The following is a 23,956-nucleotide window of genomic DNA, read 5'->3' on the forward strand; positions in this document are numbered from 1 at the left end:
TTCCCTTGAGTCCGGATCGGCACCGATTTAGCCGCATGATAACCGCTATCACGCGGCACGAAAAAACGGGGGCGCTTCCATGACGAAGCGCATCGGAGAGGATCGGGAAGGTACATGCACACCATGCGAATCTTGGCTGACGGCGTCAGCCGCAAGCGGCTGGCGGCCACGGTTTCGGTCGTAGCCCTTTGTGCGGCCGTGCAAATGGTCCCCGCGACCGCGTCGGCCCAGACGACGCCCGCACCCGCTTCCCGCGACGACGAGTCCGTGCCGCAGACCAATGTCGGCGCCGGTACGGCCGGGCAGGCCAGCGTGCCCGCCGGTGCCAATGCGGGCAAAAAGCCGCTGTCGAACAGTGCGTCGATCGCCAACCAGACCGCGCCCGACCAGTCCAATGTGACCGCTACCGACGTCGCGACGCCCGCCGCCGAGGGCAATCAGGGTGACATCGTTGTCACGGGCCTGCGCCAGTCGCTCGCCAATGCCCAGTCGATCAAGCGCAACGCCGACACGGTGGTCGATGCGATCACTGCCGAGGACATCGGCGCGCTTCCGGACCGTTCGGTCAACGAGGCGCTGCAGCGCGTCCCTGGCGTCGCCATCACCCGCTTCGCCGCCGCCAACGACACCGCCCACTTCTCGGTCGAGGGTTCGGGCGTCACCATCCGTGGCCTCAGCTATGTGCGCGGCGAGTTCAACGGCCGCGACAGCTTCGGCGTGTCGGGCGGTCGTGAGATCGGCTTCAACGACGTGCCGACCGAACTGGTCGGCTCGGTCGACGTGTACAAGAACCTGACCGCCGACCTGATCGAAGGCGGTATCTCGGGCACGGTCAACATCAATACCCGCAAGCCCTTCGACACCAAGGAGACGCTGGTCTATCTGTCGGGCAGCGTGAACTATGGCGACTTCTCGAAGCGCAGCGCGCCCGCCGTCGTCGGCCTGTTCTCCAAGCAGTGGCAGCTGGGCAATGGCGGCCGCTTCGGCATCCTCGCCAGCGGCAGCTACAACCAGCAATATAGCCGGTCGGACTCGGTCTTCTATTCGGCGTTCATCCCGCGCTACAATGACGACACCAACGGCAATGGCCAGCAGGACGCGGGCGAGGGCCGGACGATCAACGCGGGCACGCCCTATGCGTCGACCGCCTATGACCATTATCCGGTGCCGTCGGGCCGCAACGTCGTGTACGTGCCGCTGGGCGCGGGCTCGCGCATGCAGCAGTTCGACCGCACCCGCATCGGCTATGCCGGTTCGGCGCAATATGAGAATGGTCGCGGCAACCTGCTGATCACCGCGCAGTTCCTGCGCGCCGAGTCCAAGCAGACTTGGCTGGACCGCACGGTCGAGCCGAACGTCTATTATGCCGACGCCAACCAGATCTTCCCGCAGGGCTATAACCCCAGCGCGCCGATCGCGGGGCAGAGCTTCACCCAGCCGACCTATGACGCCAACGGCCTGTTCACCTCGGGCACGCTGATCCGCAACGGCGGCGGCCAGTACACCACGCTCGCCAACCGCTATTTCAAGACGGACGGCGCGACGCAGGACCAGTCGGTCAACGTCAAGTGGGACCCGACCGAGCGGCTGCACCTGAACTTCGACGGGCAATATGTCTTCTCGAAGGGCCGCGATTCGGACGACACGGTCGAACTGGCGACCTTCTCGGGCGTGCGGATCGACGGTAGCAACGGTGCGCCGCTGATCAACGTGATCCCGCCCAACGGCCAGTCCGCCGCCGCCTATTTCGGCGACCCGACGAAGATCTTCATCCGCGACGCGATGAACAACCGCACGCACAGCGACGGCGACGAGTGGGCGTTCAAGGCCGATGCGCAATATGACGTGTCCGAGGACTCGTTCCTGCGCAAGGTGCGGGTCGGCGGCCGCTATTCGGACCGCAACCAGACGGTGAAGACCAACGACTATAACAACTGGGGCGCGGTGTCTGACACCTGGACCTCCAGCACCGCGACGCTCGACAAATATTCGAGCGCGGTGACCGGCCTGAACTTCACCGATTTCTATCGTGGTCAGGTGGTGACCCCGCCGACGACCTATGGCCTGCGCGATGCGCTGCTGACCGATCACGACGCGCTGACCGCGCTGCTGCGCGAGGCGACCAAGGCGTCGGGCGGCGGCTATACCCCGCTGGAGGATCGCGGCTCCGACCTCGTCGACGGCTATTTCCGGCCGAACGAAGTCTACAAGATGCGCGAGCGGACCTATGCCGCCTATGCGCGCGTCGACTTCGGCATCGACAATATCGGCGGCGGTGAGACCAGCCTGTCGGGCAATATCGGCCTGCGCTATGTCCATACGCGGGATGAATCGACCGGCGGCATCACCTTCCCGCAGATCGGCACGACGATCGGCACGTTCCCGACCGTCGCGGCCTATTGCGCCTCGCCCAACGACACCAACACGGTGCGCCCGATCTGTACGCTGACCAGCGCGCAGCAGGCGGCGGTCGTCGCCTTCTCGAACGGCGCGTCGACCACCGACGTGGCCAAGCAGAGCTTCGACAAGTGGCTGCCCAGCCTGAACCTGAAGTACCAGGTGACGCCGACCCTGCTGTTCCGTCTGGCGGCGTCCAAGGCGATCTCGCGCCCCGGCTTCACCGATCTGCGCAACTTCGTCGGCCTCAGCCCCTCGGGCAGCAACACGACCGGGTCCTACGGCTTCCAGTCGAGCGCGCGGAACCCCTATCTGCGTCCGGTCGATGCCAAGCAGGTCGACCTAACCGCCGAATGGTATTTCGCCAAGGTCGGCTCGCTGACGGGTGCGGTGTTCTACAAGGAATTGTCGAACATCATCCTCGACAATTACGGGTTCGTCCGCGACTTCACCAACAACGGCCAGACCTATGCCGTGTCGGTGAACGGCCCCGCCAATGCACCGGGCACGGCGCATATCAAGGGCGCGGAAATCTCGTACCAGCAGACCTACGACTTCCTGCCGGGCATCCTGCGCGGCCTGGGGACGCAGGCGACCTTCACCTATGTCGATCCGGGCAAGATCCCCAACGCGACGCCGAACAACGGGCCTGCCGACGGCAACCGTCCGCCGGTCGACGTGGCGGGGCTGTACAGCACGCTGCCGCTGGCCCAGCTGTCGAAGTACAACTTCAACGTGTCGGCCTTCTATGACTATGCGGGCATCTATGCGCGCATCGCCTATAGCTGGCGGTCCAAGTATCTGCTGACCAACCGCGACTGCTGCTTCCCGTTCCTGCCGGTCTATTCGCTGGCGGCGGGCCAGGCGGACGCCTCGCTGTTCTACACGGTCAACAAGCAGTTCAAGATCGGTCTGCAGGTCCAGAACCTGCTCGACGCGACGACGCGCACGACCTTCGTGCTGAACAGCTCGGGCCTGGAAGCGCCGCGTTCGTACTTCAAGAGCGACCGCCAGTTCCAGCTGAGCGTCCGCCTGACCTACTGATCGGTCGGCACGATCGCATGAAAAGGACCGCGGTGGCGACACCGCGGCCCTTGTTTTTTCCCGAGCCGATCAGCGGGCGATCGGCCGGGGCGCGGGCCTGGCAAGCGCGGTGCGGATCGCGGCCTCGGCCACCGGAGCCATCACGGCATAGCCCGCCTCATTGGGGTGGACGCCGTCATAGGTCAGGCTGGCGCGCGTGGCCTGTCCGTCGTGCAGCGCCGACCAGTAATCGGCATAGGTCGCGCCCGTGCGCGCCGCATAGCCCTTCATCCAGTCGTTGAGCACCGCGATCCGCGACGCAGTGTCGAGGCCCGGTCGCCAGGGGAAATGATCGGCGGGCGGGATCGACGCCAGGATCACGCGGATGCCGTGCGCACGCGCCAGCTCGGCCATGGACATGATGTTCGCCTCGGTCTGTTCGGGCGTCATCGGGCCGGTATTGCCCGCAATGTCGTTGGTGCCCGCCATGATCTGGACGATCTTCGGCTTCAGGTCGATCACGTCCTGGCGGAAGCGCAACAGCATCTGGGTCGTCGTCTGGCCGCCGATGCCGCGCCCGATCCGACCGGGGGTGAAGAAGCCCGGCATCTTGTCGAACCAGCCTTGCGTGATGGAATCGCCCATGAAGACGATCGTCACCGGCCCGGTCACGCGGGCATTGGCCTGTTGGTAGCGACCCAGCCAGCCGAAATCATTGTGCAGCCGTATCTCGCCCTCGTCGGGCTTGGCGGCGGGCGGCGGCACCTGCTGCGCGGAGGCTCCGGCACCAAGCAGCAGCAGAAGGGCAGGGGCGTAGCGCATCAACGTCTCCAGCAAGCATCAGGCGGTCGCAAGGCACGGCGCCGCCTTTGTTTTTCGTGCCCTCGGTTATGTCCGACGAAGCCATTGCGAAGCGTAGAGCGGTAAAAAGAAAATTTGAAATATGTTTTGTTGACAGCGCTGTCATGAAACCGGAACGTCGCATGAAAATCGACAGGAGAGGATGTACCATGCCGTTTTCCCGCACGCTGGCCCTGATGGTGGCCGCAACCGCGCTCAGCAGCGGCGTTTCCGCCCAGACAGCCGGGCAACAGGCCGCCGGTGCCGCCGAGGCCTCGGCGGTCGCGCATCCCGATCTCTGGCCCCGACTGCCCCTGAAGCGGCAGCGCGATCCGAAGGTCGAGGCGCGGGTCGAACAGATCCTGTCCAAGATGAGCGTGGAGGACAAGGTCGGCCAGCTGATCCAGGTCGACATCGCCTCGATCACGCCCAAGGACCTCGAGACGTACAAGCTCGGCTCGATCCTGAACGGCGGCAATTCGGCGCCCAATAATGACGAATTCGCCCCCGCGCCCGAATGGCTGAAGCTGTTCGACGCCTTTTACGACGCCTCGGCGAAGCGCAGCGATGGCCGTCCGCAGGTGCCGCTGATCTGGGGCACCGACGCGGTGCACGGCGCGAACAATATCGTCGGCGCGACGCTGTTCCCGCACAATATCGGCCTCGGCGCGGCGCGCGACCCCGAGCTGATCCGCAAGATCGGCGCGGCGACGGCGGCGGAGACGGCGGCGACCGGCATCGACTGGAGCTTCGCGCCGACCGTGGCGGTGGTGCAGGACGATCGCTGGGGCCGCACCTATGAAAGCTATTCGGAGGACCCGGCGATCGTCGAATCCTATGCCGGAAAGATGGTCGAGGGCATTCAGGGCAGCGTCGGCGGCGACTTCATGAAGCCGGGCCATGTCATCTCGTCGATCAAGCATTTCCTGGGCGATGGCGGCACCGGCGGCCGCGACCAGGGCGATACGCGCGTGTCCGAGGAGGTGCTGCGTGACGTGCATGCGGCCGGTTATCGCAGCGGCCTGGTCGCGGGCGCGCTGACCGTGATGCCCAGCTTCTCCAGCTGGAACGGCACCAAGATGACCGGCAACAAGAGCCTGTTGACCGGCGTGCTGAAGGACAAGCTCGGCTTTGACGGCTTCACCATCGGCGACTGGAACGCCCATGGCCAGGTGCCCGGCTGCAACAACGAGGATTGCCCGGCGGCGATCAATGCCGGGCTCGACATGTTCATGTATTCGGGCGCGGGCTGGAAGCAGCTTTACGCCAACACGCTGCGCGAGGCGAAGGACGGTACGATCCCGGCCGCGCGGCTGGACGATGCGGTGCGCCGCATCCTGCGCGTGAAGATATTGGCGGGCAGCTTCGAGGCGGGGCGTCCGTCCTCGCGGCCCGTATCGGGCAAGTTAGGCCTGATCGGATCGCCCGAGCACCGCGCCATCGCCCGCCAGGCGGTGCGCGAGTCGATGGTCCTCCTGAAGAACAATGGCAGCCTGTTGCCGCTCAAGCCCGGCGCCAATATCCTGGTCGCGGGACGCGGTGCCGACAATATCGGGCAGCAGGCTGGCGGCTGGTCGATCACCTGGCAGGGCACCGGCGTCACCAACGCCAACTTCCCCAACGGCCAGTCGATCTGGGCGGGCATCGACGAGGCGGTCCGCGCGGGCGGCGGCAAGGCGGTGCTGGCGGTCGACGGTGCCTATAGCGCCAAGCCCGATGCGGCGATCGTGGTGTTCGGTGAGACCCCCTATGCCGAGTTCACCGGCGACCGCCCGACGCTGGAATACAGCCCCGAGGACAAGAGCGACCTGGCGTTGCTCAAGAAGCTGAAGGCCGCCGGTGTCCCGGTCGTCGCGGTGTTCCTGTCGGGGCGTCCACTCTGGGTGAACCCCGAGATGAACGCGGCGGACGCATTCGTCGCGGCCTTCCTGCCCGGCACCGAGGGCGGCGGCGTGGCGGACGTGCTGATCGCCGGGCGCGATGGCAAGCCGCGCAACGACTTCCACGGCAAGCTCAGCTTTTCCTGGCCCAAGCGGCTCGACCAATATGTGCTGAACAAGCGGGACGCGAATTATGACCCGCTCTTCCCGATCGGCTATGGCCTGACCTATGCGCAGGGCGTGACCGTGCCGGTGCTGAGCGAGGCGCGTCCGGCGGTGGCGGCGGGGGACCAGAATGCGCTGTTCGTGCGCGGCCGGGTGGTCGCGGGCGCGCGGCTGGACGTGGCGGGCGCGGTGCAGCAGAGCCGCGTCGACCGCGCCGCGCAGGAGGACAGCCTGCGCTTCACCTTTACGGGCACCGGCCCGGCGAGCGCCGCGATCGAGGAAGCCAAGCCGATCGACATCACCCGCGAGTCCAACGGCCAGCTCAGCCTGCTGGTCGACTATCGCGTGACCCAGGCCCCGACCGCCGAGGTCCTGCTCGGCATGGAGGGCGGCAAGCCCGCCACCGTGCCGATCACCGGCGCGCTGAAGGGGACGCTGGGCGAATGGCGCCAGCTGGCGGTGCCGCTGCGCTGTTTCGCCGATGGCGGCGTGACCATGGCCTCGGTGACGAAGCCCTGGACGATCGCGACGACCGGCAAGCTGGGCCTCGACATCTCGTCGATCCGCATCGCCAGCGCGCCGCCGGGGCCGGTCAGCTGCGGGATGCGCTGATCGCCAATCCTCTCCCGTAAGGGAGGCGCTGCGAAAACACCTGACCATCCCGGCGCAGGCCGGGATCCAGTTGGGCAAGCGTTGGTAGGTTGTTGCCATCGCCCCGTAACTGGACCCCGGCCTTCGCCGGGGTGATGGGTGAGGGAGGGTTTCGGCTACCCAAAATACCGCAAGCAATTTGCATTATTCTTCGTTATGCCAATGGAATCAGGTCGATCGACCTGCACCATGACGACGGCAAAGCCGCGTCGGGAAACGATATGAGGGGAGGATGCGGGCATGACCATGGATATCGATCGTCGCGGCTTTCTGGGGTCGGCGGCCTTGCTGGCGGGATGCGCGGGCGTGGCGGCTGCCGCCGATGCGGCGGGCGCGAAGCGGGAGTTGTTCGTCCGTCGCAAGGGCACCCGCCTGATGATCGGCGACGCGGTCTATCGCTTCGTCGGGGCCAATATGTGGTATGCCGCCTATCTGGGCGCCGACGCACCTTATGGCGACCGCGCCCGGCTGCGGCGCGAGCTGGATGCGCTGGCCGCGATGGGCGTGACCAATATCCGCATCCTCGCCTCGGCCGAAGAAGGCCCCTTGCGCGACTCGATCAAGCCGGGTTTCCGCACCGCCACCACGACCAACCAGACTTTGCTCGCCGGGCTGGACTATGCGCTGGCGGAGATGGCGAAGCGCAACATGCGCGCGGTCTTGTACCTGACCAATTTCTGGGAATGGTCGGGGGGCATGATGACCTATCTGTCCTATGTGAATGGCGGCCAGTTCCTGAATGCGAACGATCCGGCGCATCCCTGGCCTGCCTTCGCCAATTTCAACGCGCAATTCTATGGCAATGCGCGCGCCAAGGAGATGTATCGCGACTGGATCCGCACCATCGTGTCGCGCACCAACAGCGTCACCGCAAAGCCCTATGCGGCCGACCCGACGATCATGGCGTGGCAGCTGTCCAACGAGCCGCGCCCGGCGGGCGATCTGGCGCATGCCGATCTCGACCAATTCCATGGCTGGGTCCGCGACAGCGCGACGCTGATCAAGTCGCTCGATCCCAACCATCTGGTCTGCACCGGATCGGAAGGGTTGAAGGGCACGCTGGAAAAGCCCGACATCCTGCTGGCCGAACATGGCATCGACGCGATCGATTATCTGACCGCGCATATCTGGCCCAACAATTGGGACTGGGTGAAGCAGGCCGATCTGGCGAACACCTACAAGCGCGGCGAGGCGTTGACCCAGGATTATATCGCCCGCCATGTCGGCTATGCCCGCCAGCTCGACAAGCCGCTGATCATCGAGGAGTTCGGCTATCCGCGCGACGGCGGCAGCAACGATCCGAAGGTGGCGACGACCTATAAGGACCGCTTCTACCGCCTGATCTATGCCGCCGCGCTGCGCGACATGGCGGCGGGCGGGCCGATCGCGGGCACCAATTTCTGGGCCTGGAATGGCGAGGCGCGCGCGCAGCATCCCGACTATCGGTTCCGCGACGGCGACGGTCAGTATATGGGCGACCCGCCGCACGAGCCGCAGGGCTGGTACGGCATCTTCACCGGCGACACGACGGTCCGCATCGTCGCGGACCATGCCGCGGCCGTCGCCCGGCTCCCCAAGACCCGATAAGCGCAAGGACAGGCCGCCATGCTCCGTCGTTTCGCCCGCCCGCTCGCCGCTACGCTGCTGCTCCAGATGGCTGTTCCCGCCATGGCGCAGGAAGTGTTGGACACCGACCCCAACACGCTCGCCCCCTCCCAGGACCCCAAGCGCACCGCCAACGGCCTCGCCCAGACCCCGCCCATGGGCTGGAACAGCTGGAACAAGTTCGCCTGCAACGTGAACGAGGACGTGATCCGCCGGACGGCGGATGCGATGGCCTCCAACGGGATGAAGGCGGCGGGATATGAATATATCGTCATCGACGATTGCTGGCACGGCGCGCGCGACGCCAATGGCTTCATCACCGAGGATCGCCGGCGCTTTCCCGGCGGGCTGAAGGCGCTGGGCGACTATATCCATGCAAGGGGGCTGAAGTTCGGCATCTATTCGGATGCGGGGACCAAGACCTGTGGCGGGCGTCCGGGCAGCCAGGGGCATGAATATCAGGACGCGCTGCAATATGCCCGCTGGGGCGTCGACTATCTGAAATATGACTGGTGCTCGACGGGCGTGCGCAATGCCGAGGAAGCCTATGCGACCATGGCCGATGCGCTGCGCGCGACGGGGCGGCCGATCCTGTTCTCGCTATGCGAATGGGGCCATTCGCGGCCCTGGCTATGGGGTGCGAAGATCGGCAATATGTGGCGCACCACCGGCGACATCACCGACAAATGGGAAGGCAAGCACGGCTATAGCTGGGGCGTTGCGTCGATCGTCGACATGAACGAGCCGCTCTGGCCCTTTGCCGGACCCGGCCATTGGAATGATCCCGACATGCTGGAAGTCGGCAATGGCGGATTGAGCGACACCGAATATCGCGCGCATTTCTCGCTCTGGGCGATGATGGCCGCGCCGCTGATCGCGGGCAACGACGTCGCGGGCATGACGCCCGCGACCCGCGACATCCTGCTGAACCGCGACGTCATCGCGGTCGATCAGGACCCGCTGGGCGCACAGGGCCACCGGGTGGCGCGCGACGGCCCGCGCGAGGTCTGGGTCAAGCCCATGGCCGATGGCGGCCGCGCCCTGTTGTTCTGGAACCGGGGCGAGACGCCCGCGCGGATCGGCGCGGACTGGACGCAGCTGGGCCTGCCCGCCACGACCCGCCTGCGCGCGCGCGACCTGTGGACCCACAAGGATCTCGGCCGCCTGTCCCGCCGCTACGAGGCGGAGGTCGCGCCGCACGGCGTGGCGATGATCCGCCTCCAACCCTGAAGCGGCGGCGGGCGCGAGCGGTCAGAGGCCCGCGCCGCCCCCGCCGGGCGTCTCGATGACGATCCGGTCCCCCGCCTGGAGCTCGACCTGATCGACGCCGGGCAGGGCGTGCCGGGTGCCGTCCGCCCGGACCAGCCATTGTCGTCCCACGGCTCCGGCACCGCCGCCCGCCAGGCCGAAGGGCGCGACGGTCCGGCGCGAGGCGACGATCGTGGCGGTCATCGGCTCCAGCGCGGTGATCTCGCGAATGGCCCCGTCGCCGCCGCGATGGCGACCGCTGCCCCCCGATCCCCGGCGGATGTCGAACCGGTCGAGCCGGACGGGATAGCGGAGTTCCAGTATCTCGGGATCGGTGATCCGCGTGTTGGTCATGTGGCTGTGCACCGCCGATGCGCCGTCAAAGCCCGGCCCGGCGCCGGTTCCGCCGCAGATCGTCTCGTAATATTGATAGCGGTCGTTGCCGAACAGGAAGTTGTTCATCGTCCCCTGCGACGCGGCGCAGGCCCCCAGCGCGCCGAGCAGGGCGTTGCAGACCGCCTGGCTCACCTCGGTATTGCCCGCCACCACCGCGCTGCCGGGCGGGGGCGACAGGAAGCTGCCCGCCGGGATGATGATGGTCAGCGGTGCCAGGCATCCCTCGTTCAGCGGCAGGTCCTCGCCGATCAGGCAGCGAAAGGCATAGAGCACGACCGCGCGGGTCACCGCCGGGGGAGCGTTGAAATTGCCGTGGCGAGCAGGGCCGGTGCCCGTGAAGTCAATCGTCGCCGCCCGCGCCGCCCGGTCGACCGTGACCCGCACCGCCAGCGGCGTGCCGTCGTCCATCGTGTAGGCGAAGGCCCCGTCCTCCAGCCGCGACAGGACATGGCGGATGCTTTCCTCCGCCTGGTCCATGACATGCTCCATATAGGCGTGCACCATCGGCCAGCCGCTGGCCGCGATCAGCGCGTTCAGCTCGGCGATGCCGGTCGCGTTGGCGGCCAGCTGCGCCTTGATGTCGGCGACATTGGTGTCCGGGCTGCGCGCGGGATAGCGCGCCCCGGCCAGCAGGTCGCGAAACGCCGCCTCGCGCAGCGTCCCGCCATCGACCAGCAGGAAGTCGTCGATCACCACGCCCTCTTCCTCCAGCGTGCGCGACAAAGGCGGGGTCGATCCGGGGGTCAGCCCACCGATATCCGCATGATGGCCGCGATTGGCGACGAAGAAGCGGATATGCTCGCCCGCCGCGTCGAAGACGGGAGCGATCACCGTCACGTCGGGCAGATGGGTGCCGCCGTTGAACGGATTGTTGAGCGCGACGACATCGCCGGGCTTGAGCGTGCCCGACCGGCTGGCGATGACGGCGCGGACGCTTTCGCCCATCGCCCCCAGATGGACGGGAACGTGCGGCGCGTTGGCGACCAGCCGTCCCTGGCCATCGAAGAGCGCGCAGGAGAAGTCGAGCCGCTCCTTCATGTTCACGCTGCGCGAGGTGTTGCGCAGGACCACGCCCATGCGCTCGGCGATGCCCATGAAGCGGGTGTTGAACAGTTCGAGCTGCACCGGATCGACATATTGCGGGTCGGGGGCGCTGCGCGTGTCCGATGCGTCATGCGCGAGCAGCAGTTCGCCGCCATCGCCGACGCGCAGCGTCCAGCCCGGCTCTACCATCGTCGTCGCGATCGCCTCGCGGATCAGTGCGGGGCCGGCAATGCGATCGCCGGGTCTCAGCGCGGCGCGGTCATGGACGGGGGTCGGATGCTCCGCACCGTTCGTCCAGACCGACACATGCGAAAGCGGCGGCGGCAGCGGACCTTGCCGCGCCGGGAGCGGCGGCGGCGTCACCGGCTCGCCGGGCAGGATCGCCTCGACCATCACGCTTTCGACGACCAGTTCGGCGTTCGGGCTGACGAAGCCGAAGCGCGCGCGGTGCGCCGCCTCGAAGGCGGCCTGCATGGCGTCGTCCCCGGCCCAGTCGACGGGCAGCGCGGTGTCGGTCCCGGCATAGCGCAGGTGAACGGTGGCGACGCGGCGGGCCCCGGCGCCGACCTCCGCCGCCGCTTCGTCGCCGAGCGCCGTCATGATGGCGTCCAGCGGCGTGCCCAGCGGCTGCTCGACCGAGCGTTGACGGATCGCCACCCGGTCGGCCAGTCCCATGCCATAGGCCGACAGCACGCCCGCGAGCGGATGGATCAGGACCGTGCGCATTCCCAGCACCTCGGCGACGCGGCAGGCATGTTGTCCACCGGCCCCGCCGAAACATTGCAGCGCGAAGCCGGTCACGTCCTCGCCGCGCTCCAGCGCGACACGCTTGATCGCCGCCGCCATATGCGCGACGGCCACCTCCAGGAATCCCTCCGCCACGGCGCGGGGATCGGCCATGTCCATCTCCGCCGCCAGCTCGGCAAAGGCGCGGCGGGGTGCCTCCATGTCGAGCGGCTGGTCGCCGTTCGGGCCGAAGACCGCCGGGAAATGCGCGGGCTGGATCTTGCCGACCAGCACATTGGCGTCGGTCACGGTCAGCGGGCCGCCGCGCCGATAGCAGGCGGGGCCGGGATGGGCGCCCGCGCTGTCCGGGCCGACGCGGAACCGCGATCCGTCATAATGCAGGATCGATCCGCCGCCCGCCGCGACCGTGTCGATCGCCATCATCGGCACGCGCATCTCGACGCCCGCGACCTCGGCGTCGAGCACCCGCTCGAACCGCCCGGCATAGAGCGCGACGTCGGTGGAGGTGCCCCCCATGTCGAAGCCGATCACCCGGTCGATCCCCGCCGCCTGCGCGGTGCGTGCGGCGGCGACGACGCCCCCGGCCGGGCCCGACAGGATCGCGTCCTTGCCCTGAAAGGCGCGCGCATCGGCCAGCCCGCCGCTGGACTGCATGAAATGGAGCGGGATCGGCCCCAGCGCACCCGCGACCCTATCGACATAGCGGCGCAGCACGGGCGACAGATAGGCATCGACCACCGCCGTCCGCCCGCGCGCGACCAGGCCGATCATTGGGCTGACGACATGGCTGGCCGAAATCTGGGTGAAGCCCGCCGCGCGCGCCAGCGCGGCGACGCGCGCTTCGGTGTCGCCATGCGCCCAGCCATGGGTGAGCGCGATAGCGACCGCCTCGAAACCCTCCGCGCGTTTCGCCGCCAGCTGCGCGGCGCACTCCGCCTCGTCCAACGGCAGGACCACCGCGCCGTCGGCATCGATCCGGCCGCCAATCTCGATCACCCCGTCATGAAGCGGGGCGGGGCGGCGAATGGCGAGGTCGAACAGGCGCGGGCGGGTCTGGTCGCCGATGACGAGCAGATTGGCAAAGCCTCGGTCGACCACCAGCAGCGTCCGCGCACCTTTGCGTTCCAGCAGCGCATTGGTCGCGACGGTCGTCCCCATCTTGACCTCGGCGATGCGATCGGCGGGCAGGGGTGCGTCGTCCGCCAGCCCCAGGATCGTGCGGATGCCCGCGATAGCCGCATCGGCATAACGTTCGGGCGCCTCGCTCAACAGCTTGGCGGTGGTCAGCGTCCCGTCGGGGGCGCGGGCGACCACGTCGGTAAAGGTGCCGCCACGATCGATCCAGAACGACCAGCCTGCCATCGCGCCACCTCCATGAGAAATTGTCGACGAATCGTCGATAAACTATCGGCGATGGATTGACAGCCCATAGAAACGCCGCGACCCTGATCGCGCAGGAGGCGGCATGACCAACGACAAGCGGGCGATCGTATCTTCGGCGCATCTGGCCGATGGCGCGGCCCCGGCGCTGTCCGAGCTGGAGTTCAGCCTGACGCTGGCCGCCGCCGCCTATCAACGCTGGATCGTGCGCTGCGCGGCGGCGGCGGGACTGGCGCTGGCGCCGCTGGAGGTGCTGATCCTGCACACCGTCCGCCACCGCGATCGCGCCAAGCGGATCGCCGACATCGCGCTGGTGCTGGATGTCGAGGACACGCATCTCATCACCTATGCGATCCGCAAGCTGGAACGCGCCGGGCTCGTCGCCACCGATCGATCCGGCAAGGAGAAGCGGATCGCGGCGACCGAGGCGGGCCGCGATTTCTGCCTGCACTATCGCGACATCCGCGAACGCGTGCTGGCCAGCGCCGTCGTCGCCGACGGTCCGGATGGCCAGGCACTGTCGGAGGCGGCGGACCTGCTGCGCTCGCTGTCGGGCCAGTATAACCAGGCGGCGCGAGCCGCCGCGACGCTTTAGCGAGAGGCCGCCGCCATGCTCGTCCTTTCGGGAATCGCGATCATCATCATCGGCTTCGCGCTGGGCGTGAACCCCTTGCTGGTGGTGACCGTCGCCGCGCTGGCCAGTGCGGCGGCGGCGGGGTTCGGGCCGGTCGCGGTGATCGCGATGATCGGGCGGGCCTTTGTCGATGCGCGCTTCCTGGCGGTCCCGTTCCTGGCGCTGCCGATGATCGGCCTTCTGGAACGCGCGGGGCTGCGCGAAAAGGCGCGCGACATCGTGCGGGGGTTGCGCCGGGCGACGACCGGGCGGGTGCTGCTCGGTTATCTCGCATTGCGTCAGATCACGGCGGCGCTGGGGCTGGTGTCGCTGGGCGGGCATGTCCAGATGGTCCGGCCGATCGTCGCCCCCATGGCGGAGGGCGCGGAGGAGCGCGACGAGCGCCAGCCGCTCGACCCCGAGACGCGCGACCGAATCCGCGCGCATGCCGCCGCCGTCGATAATATCGGCGTGTTCTTCGGCGAGGATGTGTTCATCGCGATCGGATCGATCCTGCTGATCCGCGCGATCCTCGAACAGGACGGCGTGGCGGTCGCACCGCTGGACGTCGCGCTCTGGGCGATCCCGACCGCCATCGCGGCGTTCCTGATCCACGGCGCGCGCCTGTTGCTGCTCGATCGGCGGTTGCGGCGGCGGGCATGATCGGGCTCGATGCGATCGGGATGGCGGCGGCGACGCTGCCCGCGGCAGTGGCGGCGCATCATGCCTGCGACCGGGAAGCGCCGACGCGCTGGCGCAATGCCGGGTTCTGGGGACTCTTCGCGGTGCTGCTCGGGGTGGGGCCATGGCTGCCCGATCTGCTCGCCGGGTGTCTCGTCCTCGTGATGGTGGGCCTCGCGACCTGGGGGCTGCGTCCCTCGGCCGTCGCCAGCAGCGATGCGGAGCAGCGCGCCGCCTCCGCCGTGCGACTGGGCGGCCGGCTGTTCGTGCCCGCGCTGATGCTGCCCGCCGTCACGCTGGCGGGGACGCTATCGGTCGGCAAGGGCCGGATCGCGGGCGTGGCGCTGATCGACCCGAAGCAGGTGACCCTGGTCGCGCTGGTGGCCGGGTCGATCGTCGCCCTCCTGCTGGCCGTGCGCCTCACCCGGCCGCCGCGCACCGCGCCGGTCGCCGAGGCGCGGCGGCTGGTCGACTCGATCGGCTGGGCGATGGTCTTGCCCCAGATGCTGGCGGCGCTGGGCGGCGTGTTCGCGATGGCGGGCGTGGGCAAGGTCGTCGCGAGCGGCGTCGTGAACATCGTCGCGCTCGATACGCCGCTGGCCGGGACGATCGCCTATTGCGTCGGGATGGCGCTGTTCACGATGGTCCTGGGCAATGCCTTTGCCGCCTTTCCGATCATGACGGCGGGCATCGGCCTGCCGCTGCTGATCCGCCATTTCGGCGGCGATCCGGCGGTGGTCGCGGCGCTGGGCATGTTGTCGGGCTTTTGCGGGACGTTGATGACGCCGATGGCGGCGAACTTCAACCTGGTGCCCGCCGCGGTCCTCGAACTGCGGGACCGGTTCGGGGTGATCCGCGTCCAGTGGCCGACCGCACTGATGCTGCTGGCGTTCAATATCACGGTGCTGACGCTCTGCGCCTTTCCTGGAGGATTGCGATGACCCCCATTCGTGCCGCGACATTCGCGCGGATCGCGCTCGGCCATGTCACCCGCGAATATCCGCACAAGGCCGATCATGTGATGACCGGCGATGACGACCCGTATCGCCCGCGCGCGGTGCATCCGATCTTCTTCGGCAGTTTCGACTGGCATAGCTGCGTCCATGGCTATTGGCTGCTCGCCCGGATCCGGCGTCTGTTCCCCGATCTGGCTGAGGTCGCCGCCATCGACGCGCTGTTCGACGCGGCCTTCACGCCCGAAAAGGTCGCGGCGGAGTGCGCCTATCTCGACCGGCCGAGCGCACGCGGGTTCGAGCGGCCCTATGGCTGGGCGTGGCTGTTGATGCTACAGAGCGAGTTGATGGTCGCGGGGCTGAGCCATGCGGACACGCTGCGGCCGCTGGCGGAGGCCTTTGCCGCACGATGGCGCGCGCATTTGCCGCTGATGACCTATCCGGTGCGCGCGGGGACGCATGCCAACACCGCCTTCGCGCTGGTGCTCGCCGATCGCTATGCGCGGGTCGCCAACGACCAGGCGATGCGCGGCGCGATGATCGAGCGCGCGCACCACTGGTTCGGCGCGGATCGCCAGGCCCAGGTCTGGGAGCCGAGCGGCGAGGATTTCCTGTCCCCGACGCTGATGGAGGCCATGGCGATGCAGCGCCTGTTGCCCGCCGACGCCTTTGCCGACTGGTTCGCGGCGTTCCTGCCGCTGCTTCCCGATACGCTGGCCACCCCGGCGCGCGTCAGCGATCGCAGCGACGGCCGGATCGCGCATCTCGACGGCCTGAACCTCAGCCGCGCCTGGGCGATGCAGGCGCTGGCGACGACACCGGAGGCCAGGCTGCGCAACGCCCTGCAAGCCGCCGCCGCCGACCACCTCGCCGCGGCGATCGACGAGGTCGCAGGCGACTATATGGGCGAACACTGGCTGGCGAGCTTCGCCATGCTGGCCTGCACGGGCACGGATTGAGGCGGGGTGCCGTGTCTGGCCGGGAGCGATCGACTTGTGAAAAGATCGCTGATCCGAAGGGTGTGGCTCTTCGCCTATCAGCACATGGCTGAATCATACCAAGCGCTATCCAACCTTTAAAAAGGCTGGTGACCCCTACGGGACTCGAACCCGTGTTTTCGCCGTGAGAGGGCGACGTCCTAGACCGCTAGACGAAGGGGCCGTTTGCGGTGGAGGGGCGCAATTAGCGGGGGTGGGGCGGGGCGTCAAGCGGACGGTGTACGGAAACTGTGGATAAGATCGGGGCGGGGAGCCTTGCGGCTTCCCCGCCCCGCATACCGGTCAGGCGGCGGCCTTGCGGCGTTCGGCCATTTCCTCGTTGAGCATCTCGGCCAGCAGGAAGGCCAGCTCCAGGCTCTGGCCCGCATTCAGGCGCGGGTCGCAATGCGTGTGATAGCGGTCGGCCAGCGACTGTTCAGTGACGTCGATCGCGCCGCCGGTGCATTCGGTGACGTTCTGGCCGGTCATCTCGGCATGGATGCCGCCCGCATGCGTCCCCTCGGCACGGTGCACGGCGAAGAAGCCGCGAACCTCGGCCAGGATACGGTCGAAGGGGCGGGTCTTGTAGCCGGTCGCGGCCTTGACCGTGTTGCCGTGCATCGGGTCGCACGACCAGACGACAGGATGGCCCTCGCGCGTGACGGCGCGGACCAGCCTGGGCAGATGCGCCTCGATCTTGTCATGGCCATAGCGGGTGATGAGCGTCATCCGGCCCGGCACCCGGCCGGGGTTCAGCGTGTCGAGCATGCGCAGCAGCGCGTCGGGCTCCAGGCTGGGTCCGCACTTCACGCCGATCGGGTTGTCGATGCCGCGCAGGAACTCGACATGCGCCGAGCCCTCGAAGCGGGTGCGGTCGCCGATCCACAGGAAGTGGGCCGAGGTGTCGTACCAGTCGCCGGTCAGCGAATCCTGCCGGGTCAGCGCCTGCTCATAGGGGAGCAGCAGCGCCTCGTGGCTGGTGTAGAAGCTGGTCTGCGCCAGCTGGGGGACCGAGGCGGGGTCGATGCCGCACGCCGCCATGAAGTCCAGCGCCTCGCCGATGCGGTCGGCGGTCTCGGCATATTTCTGCGCCCAGGGGCTGCGGCCCATGAAGTCATGGGTCCAGCGATGCACCTGGTGCAGATTGGCATAGCCGCCCTGCGCGAACGCGCGCAGCAGGTTCAGCGTCGCCGCCGACTGGGCATAGGAGCGCAGCATCCGCTGCGGATCGGGTATGCGGGCCTCGGCGGTGAAGGCAATGTCGTTGACATTGTCGCCGCGATAGCTGGGCAGTTCGACCCCGCCGATCACCTCGGTATCGGCCGAGCGCGGCTTGGCGAACTGGCCCGCCATGCGGCCCAGCTTCACCACCGGCAGCTTGGAGGCGAAGGTCAGGACGACCGCCATCTGGAGGATGACGCGGAAGGTGTCGCGGATGTTGTTCGCGCTATGCTCGGCAAAGCTCTCGGCACAGTCGCCGCCCTGGAGCAGGAAACCCCGGCCCGCCGCCACCTCGGCCAGCTCGGCGGTCAGGCTGCGCGCCTCGCCCGCAAAGACCAGCGGGGGATAGGTCGCCAGCGTACGGGTCGCGGCGTCCAGCGCATTGCGGTCGGGATAGTTGGGAAGCTGGCGGGCTTCGGCGCTCGTCCAGCTGTCGGGGGCCCATTTCGCGGCCATGATATCCTGCTCTTTCGTCTTCTTTGTTGATTTGCCCGCCATGCGCCGAATCGTGGGGATACGCAATGAAGTTGGCGTTTGGGCCCCTCAAGTCGCGCCGATTGTTGCGCATGATACGGCTTTGCGCCGAGCCGTTGGCGGTTGCGGCGGCGGGCTTTGCGGATCGGCGGGGAAGCGATTAGCAAGGGGCCCATGTCGCGTTCGCTCTTCCCATCGGCCGCCATGGTCGCGCTGTCCGCTCTATCGCTGGCCGTGGCGCCGCCCGTGCCGGCCTACGCCGTGTCCACGGTTGCGGTGGAGGCGACGGACGACCGGGCGCTGTTCGATGCGATGCGCGCGGCGGACCTGCGGCTGGCGACGATCGCATGGCGGCTGGCGACCGCCAATGTCACGCTGTGTCGGGATACGGCGCCGACCCCCGGCCTCGTCATCCATGCGATCGACCAATATGAGCCCGCACTGCGCAAGGAACTCCCTGCGACCTTCGGGTTCGAGGGGCCGGTCGCGGTCGAGGCGGTGGTGCCGGGCAGCGCGGCGGACAAGGCGGGGATCGCCCCCGACGACACGATCCTGGCGGTCGACGGCCAGCCCCTGGCGGTCGATCCGGCCGGTGCGACGCAGGCCAACAGCGCCACGCGCGACGCCGCCCAGCGGCGGATCGCCGCCGAGCCCGCCGATCGTCCGCTGCGCCTGACCATCCTGCGCCATGGTGAGCGGCGCGACGTGACGGTGGCCGCGCAGCGGGGTTGCCGGTCGCGGTTCGAGATGAGGATCGGCCCCGACCTGACCGCCTCGGCGGACGGGGACATCGTCCAGATCGGATCGCGCTTCTTCGAGCGGTTCGACGACCGAATGATCGCGGTCGTCGTCGCGCATGAATTCTCGCACAACATCCTGCACCATCGCGAGCGGCTGGACGCGGCGGGCGTCAAGCGCGGGTTGCTGTCGGAGTTCGGGCGCAACGGGCGGCTGTTCCGCCAGACCGAGACCGAGGCCGATCTGCTGGGCGCGCACCTCATGCGCAATGCGGGCTATGACCCGCAGGATGCGGTGCGCTTCTGGCGCGAGCATGGCGGCGAGGTCGATGGCGGCCTGTTCCGCAGCCGGACCCATCCCTCGTCCTCGGCGCGTGCCGATGCGGTGGCGGCCGAGATCGCCGCGATCCCGGCGGGGGCGCCGATTCCCTATCGCCCCGCGCTGATCGACCGGGCGGGGGCGGCGCTGCAATAAACGGCCCGCCGCAAAACCCATTCCTTGTGTAACGATTTAACCAACTGTTTGGAGTCACCGGTTAGGAGTCGGAGGCAATCGGAAGCGAAGGGGCTTTCGACCTGCCAGGATTCGTCATGCTCTCTTCCATGCCTATACCGAAGAAAATCGGTCTGTCCTTCGCCATCGTCGTCCTGTCGGTCCTGGCGATGATGGGGACCTTGTGGTGGGCATTGGCACGGATCGAGGGGATGACGAAAAAAAGCGTTCATGCCCAGACGGTCTATACCACCACGCTGGACATGGAAGGCGGCGTCCAGCGCGAGAACAGCCAGATGCGCGGCTTCCTGATCACCGGGGACGAGGCCTATCTGGCGCAATATTATACGGCACGTGCCGCCGAGAGGCAGGCGGCGGCGGAGCTGGACAGGGCGCTGGTCGATGACCCCAGGGCGCGCGCCGAGGTCGCGGCGTCGCATGCCAGGATGGAGGAATGGCGCCGCGACATCGGCGACCCGCTGATCGCGCGCAGCCGGACCGACCGCGAGGGTGCGCAGGCCTGGCTCCGTGCCAATAGCGAGCGGTCGCGGGTCACGGTGATCCTGCAACCCTTGCGTGATCTGCGCGCCCGAAGGGTCGAGATGATGGGGGCGGTCCGCAACGAGCGCAAGATCGTGCTGCGGACGGCGCAATGGAGCCTCGCCATCGGCGGCCTGATCATGATCAGTGTCGCCGTCGCGATGGCCATTTTGTTGTCGCGGGCGCTGGGTCGGCCGATCGTCCGGCTGACCGGGGTGATGGATGCGCTGGCGCGGGGGCGGAACGACATCGGGATTCCCGATGCCGAACGCGGCGACGAACTGGGCAGCATGTCGCGCGCCGTCGTCGTCTTCCGCGACACCGCCGTCGCCAAGGCGCAGGCCGATGCCGAGCAGAACCAGATGGTAAGCCAGATCGGCGAGGCGCTGGAGCAGCTCGCCGGTTCGGACCTGACGGTCAAGCTGAGCGGCTTCCCGCCTTCCTATGCCGCCATCGAGCGTGACTTCAACATGGCGGTGTCGCGGCTGTCGGGCTCGCTGGGCGCGGTACGGGTCAATGCGGCCGGGATCAGCAGCGGCACGGTGGAGATGAACCAGGCCGCCGACGATCTGGCCCGCCGCGCCGAGCAGCAGGCGGCCAGCATCGAGGAGACCTCGGCCGCGATGAACGAGATCGCCCAGTCGGTCACCGCCGCCGCGGCCAAGGCGCAATCGGCGCAGACGATCGTCCGCAAGGCGAGCAGCGACGTCGGCAACAGTGAGGAGATCGTCCGCCGCACCGTGTCGGCGATCGGCGACATCGAGCGTTCGTCGAGCGAGATCGCCGAGATCATCGCGGTGATCGACGGCCTGGCCTTCCAGACCAATTTGCTCGCGCTGAACGCGGGCGTCGAGGCAGCGCGGGCGGGTGACGCGGGCAAGGGCTTTGCGGTGGTCGCCTCCGAAGTGCGCGCGCTGGCCGAACGCTCGGCGGAGGCGGCGCGCGACATCAGCGCGCGGATCACCACCACGGTCGACCGGGTGCGCAGCGGCGTGGAACTGGCCAACAAGACCGACGATTCGCTGCGCCTGATCGCGACCGGGATGCAGGACATCGCCGGACTGGTCGAATCGATCGCGGGCGGGGCGTCCGAGCAGGCGACCAGCATTCAGCAGGTCAATCTGGCGATCAACGACATGGACGGTGTGACCCAGGCCAATGCCGCCATGGTCGAGGAGGTGACGGCCGCCGTCCGGGCGCTGTCCGCCGAGACCCAGGCGCTGGAGGAGCAGATCGGCCGCTTCCGGATCGAGGGCGGCTTGCCCCAGCCCGCCGCGCCCGTCGTCGCGATCCGGCGGCCGGCGGCGGTATCGCCCGCGCCGCGCCGCATGGCCGCGCCGGTGCCCTCCCAAGGCAATCTGGCGGTCAGGCAGGACGATGACGATTGGAGCAGCTTCTGATCGGCGTCCTATCCCGTTGAGCGGTCGATAAAAGGCCCGCCATCCCGGTCGTCGGGGTGGCGGGCCTTTCGCATTCGGAGCAAGGGGGCTTGTCACCCCTGTCCGGGCCGGGCAAGCGGCCGCCATGGATATTCCCGCACGCTATGCCGCCTTCATCCAATGGGTCGGCGACGGAACCGGCATGGCCGACAGCCTGCTGCACGTCCATGCGGGCATGGCGGTGCTGTTCCTCGCCCGCATCCTGACCCGCAAGTCGCTGGCGACCCCGATCCCGCTGCTCTGCGTCGCGCTGGCCGAGGCGGGCAACGAGGTCCTCGACCGGCTGCACTACGGGTCGTGGCGCTGGGCCGACACGCTGGGCGACATCGCCAATACAATGTTCTGGCCCACCGTGCTGTTCATCGGCCTGCGCCTGCGGTCGCCGCGCGGCGGCTATGGCGGCTGGCGCCGGGGATCAGGCGGCCGGTAGCACCGGCTTCCAGTCCCAGCCCAGCGGATCGCCGTCCATCACCTCGACCCCGGCGGCGAGCAGCGTGTCGCGGATCGCATCCGACCGGGCAAAGTCCTTGTCCGCCCGCGCCGCGCGTCGCTCGGCCAGCTGTGCCTCGATCCCCGCTTCGTCCAGCGTGGCCGCCTTGGGCCGGGTGCGCAGGTCGGCGCGGGTCAGCGTCGCGAGTTGCAGCCCCAGCGTCGCGTCGAAATCGGCGAGCGCAGCCAGCCGCACGCCGGGCGACAGCTTCTTGTCGGCCAGCATCTCGTCGAGCACGGGCAGCGCGCGCGGCGTCGCGAGATCGTCCGACAGCGCGGCGTCCAGCCGCTCGCGATAGGCCGCCGCATCGCCCTTGGCGGGCGCATCGGCCCGCATGCGCAGCCCCTCGACCGTCTGGACCAGCCGCTTCAGTCGCACCTGCGCGGCGGCGAGGCCGTCCCAGCCGAACTCCATTTCCGAACGATACTGCGCCTGCAGGCACATCAGCCGATAGGCGAGGGGGTGGAAGCCCCGATCGACCAGCGCCTGGAGCGTCAGGAACTCGCCCGAGGACTTGGACATCTTGCCGGTGCGGTCGACCAGGAAGTTGTTGTGCATCCAGATATTGGCGCCACTGTCAGCGGTGCAGCTGTGCGCCTGATTCTGCGCGATCTCGTTGGGATGGTGGATTTCGCGGTGGTCGATGCCGCCGGTATGGATGTCGAACTGCGCGCCCAGATATTGCTTGCTCATCACCGAGCATTCCAGATGCCAGCCCGGCGCGCCACGGCCCCAGGGGCTGTCCCATTCCATCTGGCGATTCTCGCCGGGCGCCGAGGCGCGCCAGATCGCGAAGTCGGCCGGATGGCGCTTGCCCGCGACGGGATCGATCCGGCTTTCGCCCTCATCGTCCTGATGGCGGGCGAGGCGGCCATAATCGGGCACCGTCGTCACGTCGAAATACAGCCCGTCGGGCAGGCGATAGCAATGCTTGGCCTCGATCGCCTTGGCGAACGCGATCATCTGGGGCACGTGATCGGTCGCCAGCGGGAAGCGGGTCGGCTCGGCGATGCCCAGATCCTTCAGATTCTGCTTGAAGGTCCGGGTGTAATGCGCGGCGATCGCCCAGATGTCCTGGCCGCTCTTCTTCGCGGCGGCCTCCATCTTGTCGTCGCCCGCATCGGCGTCGGAGGTCAGGTGGCCGACATCGGTGATGTTGATGATATGGGTCAGCGGCCAACCCTTCCAGCGCAGCACGCGCGCCAGGGTGTCGGTGAAGACATAGGCGCGCAGATTGCCGATATGCGCATAGTTATAGACGGTCGGCCCGCAGGAATAGACGCGGACATTGGCCGGATCGATCGGCCGGAACGTCTCGGGCGCGCGGGTCAGGCTGTTGTAGAGGATCAGCGGATTGGAAAGGTCGGGCGCGGTCATGCGGCCTGCCTTAGCCATGTCGCCTGTCCCCCGAAAGGGGGCCCCGGTCCGACGGGAGTTCGGACCGGGGCAAACGCAGCGACAGGGGAGGCGCCGCGTCATGATGCCGGTCACTCGGGGGAATGAGCCGACATGTCATACAGGGGTGTCCGGTACACGGGGATGAAACCGGACGAACGGCGTGATAGCGGTGGCGACATCACGTCGGCATGGCTGGCACATGACATTATGGTTCATGTCGCCTTGGCGGACGGGGCGAAATCCGCACCGACGGGTTGTATTGGACAGACTCCCCTGCTAGGAGCGCCCAACGATGCGGCTACAGTTGTTCTGTGGCCGCTTTATCCTGTTTTGCCGGAGCAATTCGTTTTTATGCAGATCATCGTTCGCGACAACAATGTGGATCAGGCCCTCCGCGCGCTCAAGAAGAAGCTGCAGCGGGAAGGCGTGTATCGCGAGATGAAGCTCCGTCGCCACTACGAGAAGCCGTCGGAAAAGCGCGCTCGTGAGCGTGCGGCGGCGGTTCGTCGTGCGCGCAAGCTGGAGCGCAAGCGCGCCGAGCGCGACGGCGCCCGGTAATATCCG

The 23,956-nt window shown here is 67.9% G+C and carries 16 protein-coding genes and 1 tRNA gene; 12 read left to right on the forward strand and 5 right to left on the reverse strand.

Going from position 1 to position 23,956, the window contains the following annotated elements; genetic code table 11:
* The first annotated feature begins 123 nt into the window (after nt 1–123).
* Nucleotides 124–3,441 carry a TonB-dependent receptor gene (locus QE363_RS07380; protein ID WP_309693741.1) on the forward strand — a complete coding sequence of 1,106 codons (3,318 nt, stop codon included), beginning with the start codon at nt 124–126 and terminating at the stop codon, nt 3,439–3,441.
* A gap of 69 nt (nt 3,442–3,510) precedes the next feature.
* Here QE363_RS07380 and QE363_RS07385 read toward each other — a convergent pair whose 3' ends face one another.
* Entirely contained in the window at nt 3,511–4,242 is a 732-nt protein-coding gene (locus QE363_RS07385) for a GDSL-type esterase/lipase family protein (protein ID WP_309693744.1), read from the reverse strand.
* Between the two features lie 188 nt (nt 4,243–4,430).
* On the opposite strand from QE363_RS07385, the gene QE363_RS07390 reads away from it, so the two are divergent.
* The 3 genes from QE363_RS07390 (at nt 4,431) to QE363_RS07400 (ending at nt 9,791) form a co-directional block, all read left to right on the forward strand.
* Nucleotides 4,431–6,917, forward strand: coding sequence for an exo 1,3/1,4-beta-D-glucan glucohydrolase (locus QE363_RS07390; protein ID WP_309693746.1), 2,487 nt, complete (start codon nt 4,431–4,433; stop codon nt 6,915–6,917).
* A gap of 279 nt (nt 6,918–7,196) precedes the next feature.
* Nucleotides 7,197–8,543 carry a cellulase family glycosylhydrolase gene (locus QE363_RS07395; RefSeq protein ID WP_309693749.1) on the forward strand — a complete coding sequence of 449 codons (1,347 nt, stop codon included), beginning with the start codon at nt 7,197–7,199 and terminating at the stop codon, nt 8,541–8,543.
* An 18-nt stretch (nt 8,544–8,561) separates the two neighbouring features.
* Nucleotides 8,562–9,791, forward strand: a complete 1,230-nt coding sequence (locus QE363_RS07400) for a glycoside hydrolase family 27 protein (RefSeq protein ID WP_309693751.1) — start codon at nt 8,562–8,564, stop codon at nt 9,789–9,791.
* A 21-nt stretch (nt 9,792–9,812) separates the two neighbouring features.
* On the opposite strand, the gene QE363_RS07405 is transcribed toward QE363_RS07400, so the two are convergent.
* Complete coding sequence (locus QE363_RS07405; RefSeq protein ID WP_309693754.1) at nt 9,813–13,358, reverse strand: hydantoinase B/oxoprolinase family protein; 3,546 nt, start codon at nt 13,356–13,358, stop codon at nt 9,813–9,815.
* A gap of 103 nt (nt 13,359–13,461) precedes the next feature.
* On the opposite strand from QE363_RS07405, the gene QE363_RS07410 reads away from it, so the two are divergent.
* From QE363_RS07410 to QE363_RS07425, 4 genes are read left to right on the forward strand one after another with little or no spacing between them, the layout of a single operon-like run.
* Nucleotides 13,462–13,971 (forward strand): winged helix DNA-binding protein, encoded by a 510-nt coding sequence (locus tag QE363_RS07410; RefSeq protein WP_307104032.1) that lies wholly within the window; start codon nt 13,462–13,464, stop codon nt 13,969–13,971.
* A gap of 15 nt (nt 13,972–13,986) precedes the next feature.
* Entirely contained in the window at nt 13,987–14,652 is a 666-nt protein-coding gene (locus QE363_RS07415; protein ID WP_309693760.1) for a 5-oxoproline transporter, DUF969 family subunit, read from the forward strand.
* Nucleotides 14,649–15,611, forward strand: a complete 963-nt coding sequence (locus QE363_RS07420; protein ID WP_309693764.1) for a DUF979 domain-containing protein — start codon at nt 14,649–14,651, stop codon at nt 15,609–15,611. Before QE363_RS07415 ends, QE363_RS07420 begins: the two co-directional genes overlap by 4 nt.
* On the forward strand, nt 15,608–16,582 hold the full coding sequence (locus QE363_RS07425) for a DUF2891 domain-containing protein (RefSeq protein ID WP_309693765.1): 975 nt from the start codon (nt 15,608–15,610) through the stop codon (nt 16,580–16,582). Before QE363_RS07420 ends, QE363_RS07425 begins: the two co-directional genes overlap by 4 nt.
* Nucleotides 16,583–16,708: 126 nt before the next feature.
* On the opposite strand, the gene QE363_RS07430 is transcribed toward QE363_RS07425, so the two are convergent.
* Nucleotides 16,709–16,784 (reverse strand) — tRNA-Glu (locus tag QE363_RS07430).
* Nucleotides 16,785–16,903: 119 nt separating this feature from the next.
* Entirely contained in the window at nt 16,904–18,277 is a 1,374-nt protein-coding gene (locus QE363_RS07435) for a class II 3-deoxy-7-phosphoheptulonate synthase (RefSeq protein WP_309693768.1), read from the reverse strand.
* Between the two features lie 192 nt (nt 18,278–18,469).
* Between QE363_RS07435 and QE363_RS07440 the strand changes: the two genes are divergently transcribed.
* The 3 genes from QE363_RS07440 to QE363_RS07450 all read left to right on the forward strand — a co-directional run bounded on the left by QE363_RS07440 (nt 18,470) and on the right by QE363_RS07450 (nt 21,934).
* Nucleotides 18,470–19,507, forward strand: a complete 1,038-nt coding sequence (locus QE363_RS07440; protein WP_309693771.1) for a M48 family metallopeptidase — start codon at nt 18,470–18,472, stop codon at nt 19,505–19,507.
* Nucleotides 19,508–19,623: 116 nt separating this feature from the next.
* Entirely contained in the window at nt 19,624–21,465 is a 1,842-nt protein-coding gene (locus QE363_RS07445; protein WP_309693774.1) for a methyl-accepting chemotaxis protein, read from the forward strand.
* Nucleotides 21,466–21,589: 124 nt separating this feature from the next.
* Nucleotides 21,590–21,934, forward strand: a complete 345-nt coding sequence (locus QE363_RS07450; RefSeq protein WP_307104047.1) for a hypothetical protein — start codon at nt 21,590–21,592, stop codon at nt 21,932–21,934.
* Here the strand turns inward: QE363_RS07450 and cysS are convergent.
* Entirely contained in the window at nt 21,920–23,371 is a 1,452-nt protein-coding gene (gene cysS, locus QE363_RS07455) for a cysteine--tRNA ligase (protein ID WP_309693779.1), read from the reverse strand. The two genes, QE363_RS07450 and cysS, sit on opposite strands and share 15 nt — an antisense overlap.
* Before the next feature lie 372 nt (nt 23,372–23,743).
* Between cysS and rpsU the strand changes: the two genes are divergently transcribed.
* Complete coding sequence (rpsU, locus tag QE363_RS07460) at nt 23,744–23,950, forward strand: 30S ribosomal protein S21 (protein ID WP_007404630.1); 207 nt, start codon at nt 23,744–23,746, stop codon at nt 23,948–23,950.
* The last annotated feature ends 6 nt before the right edge of the window (nt 23,951–23,956 follow it).

The organism is Sphingomonas sp. SORGH_AS_0870 (genome assembly GCF_031453175.1).
GTDB lineage: Bacteria > Pseudomonadota > Alphaproteobacteria > Sphingomonadales > Sphingomonadaceae > Sphingomonas.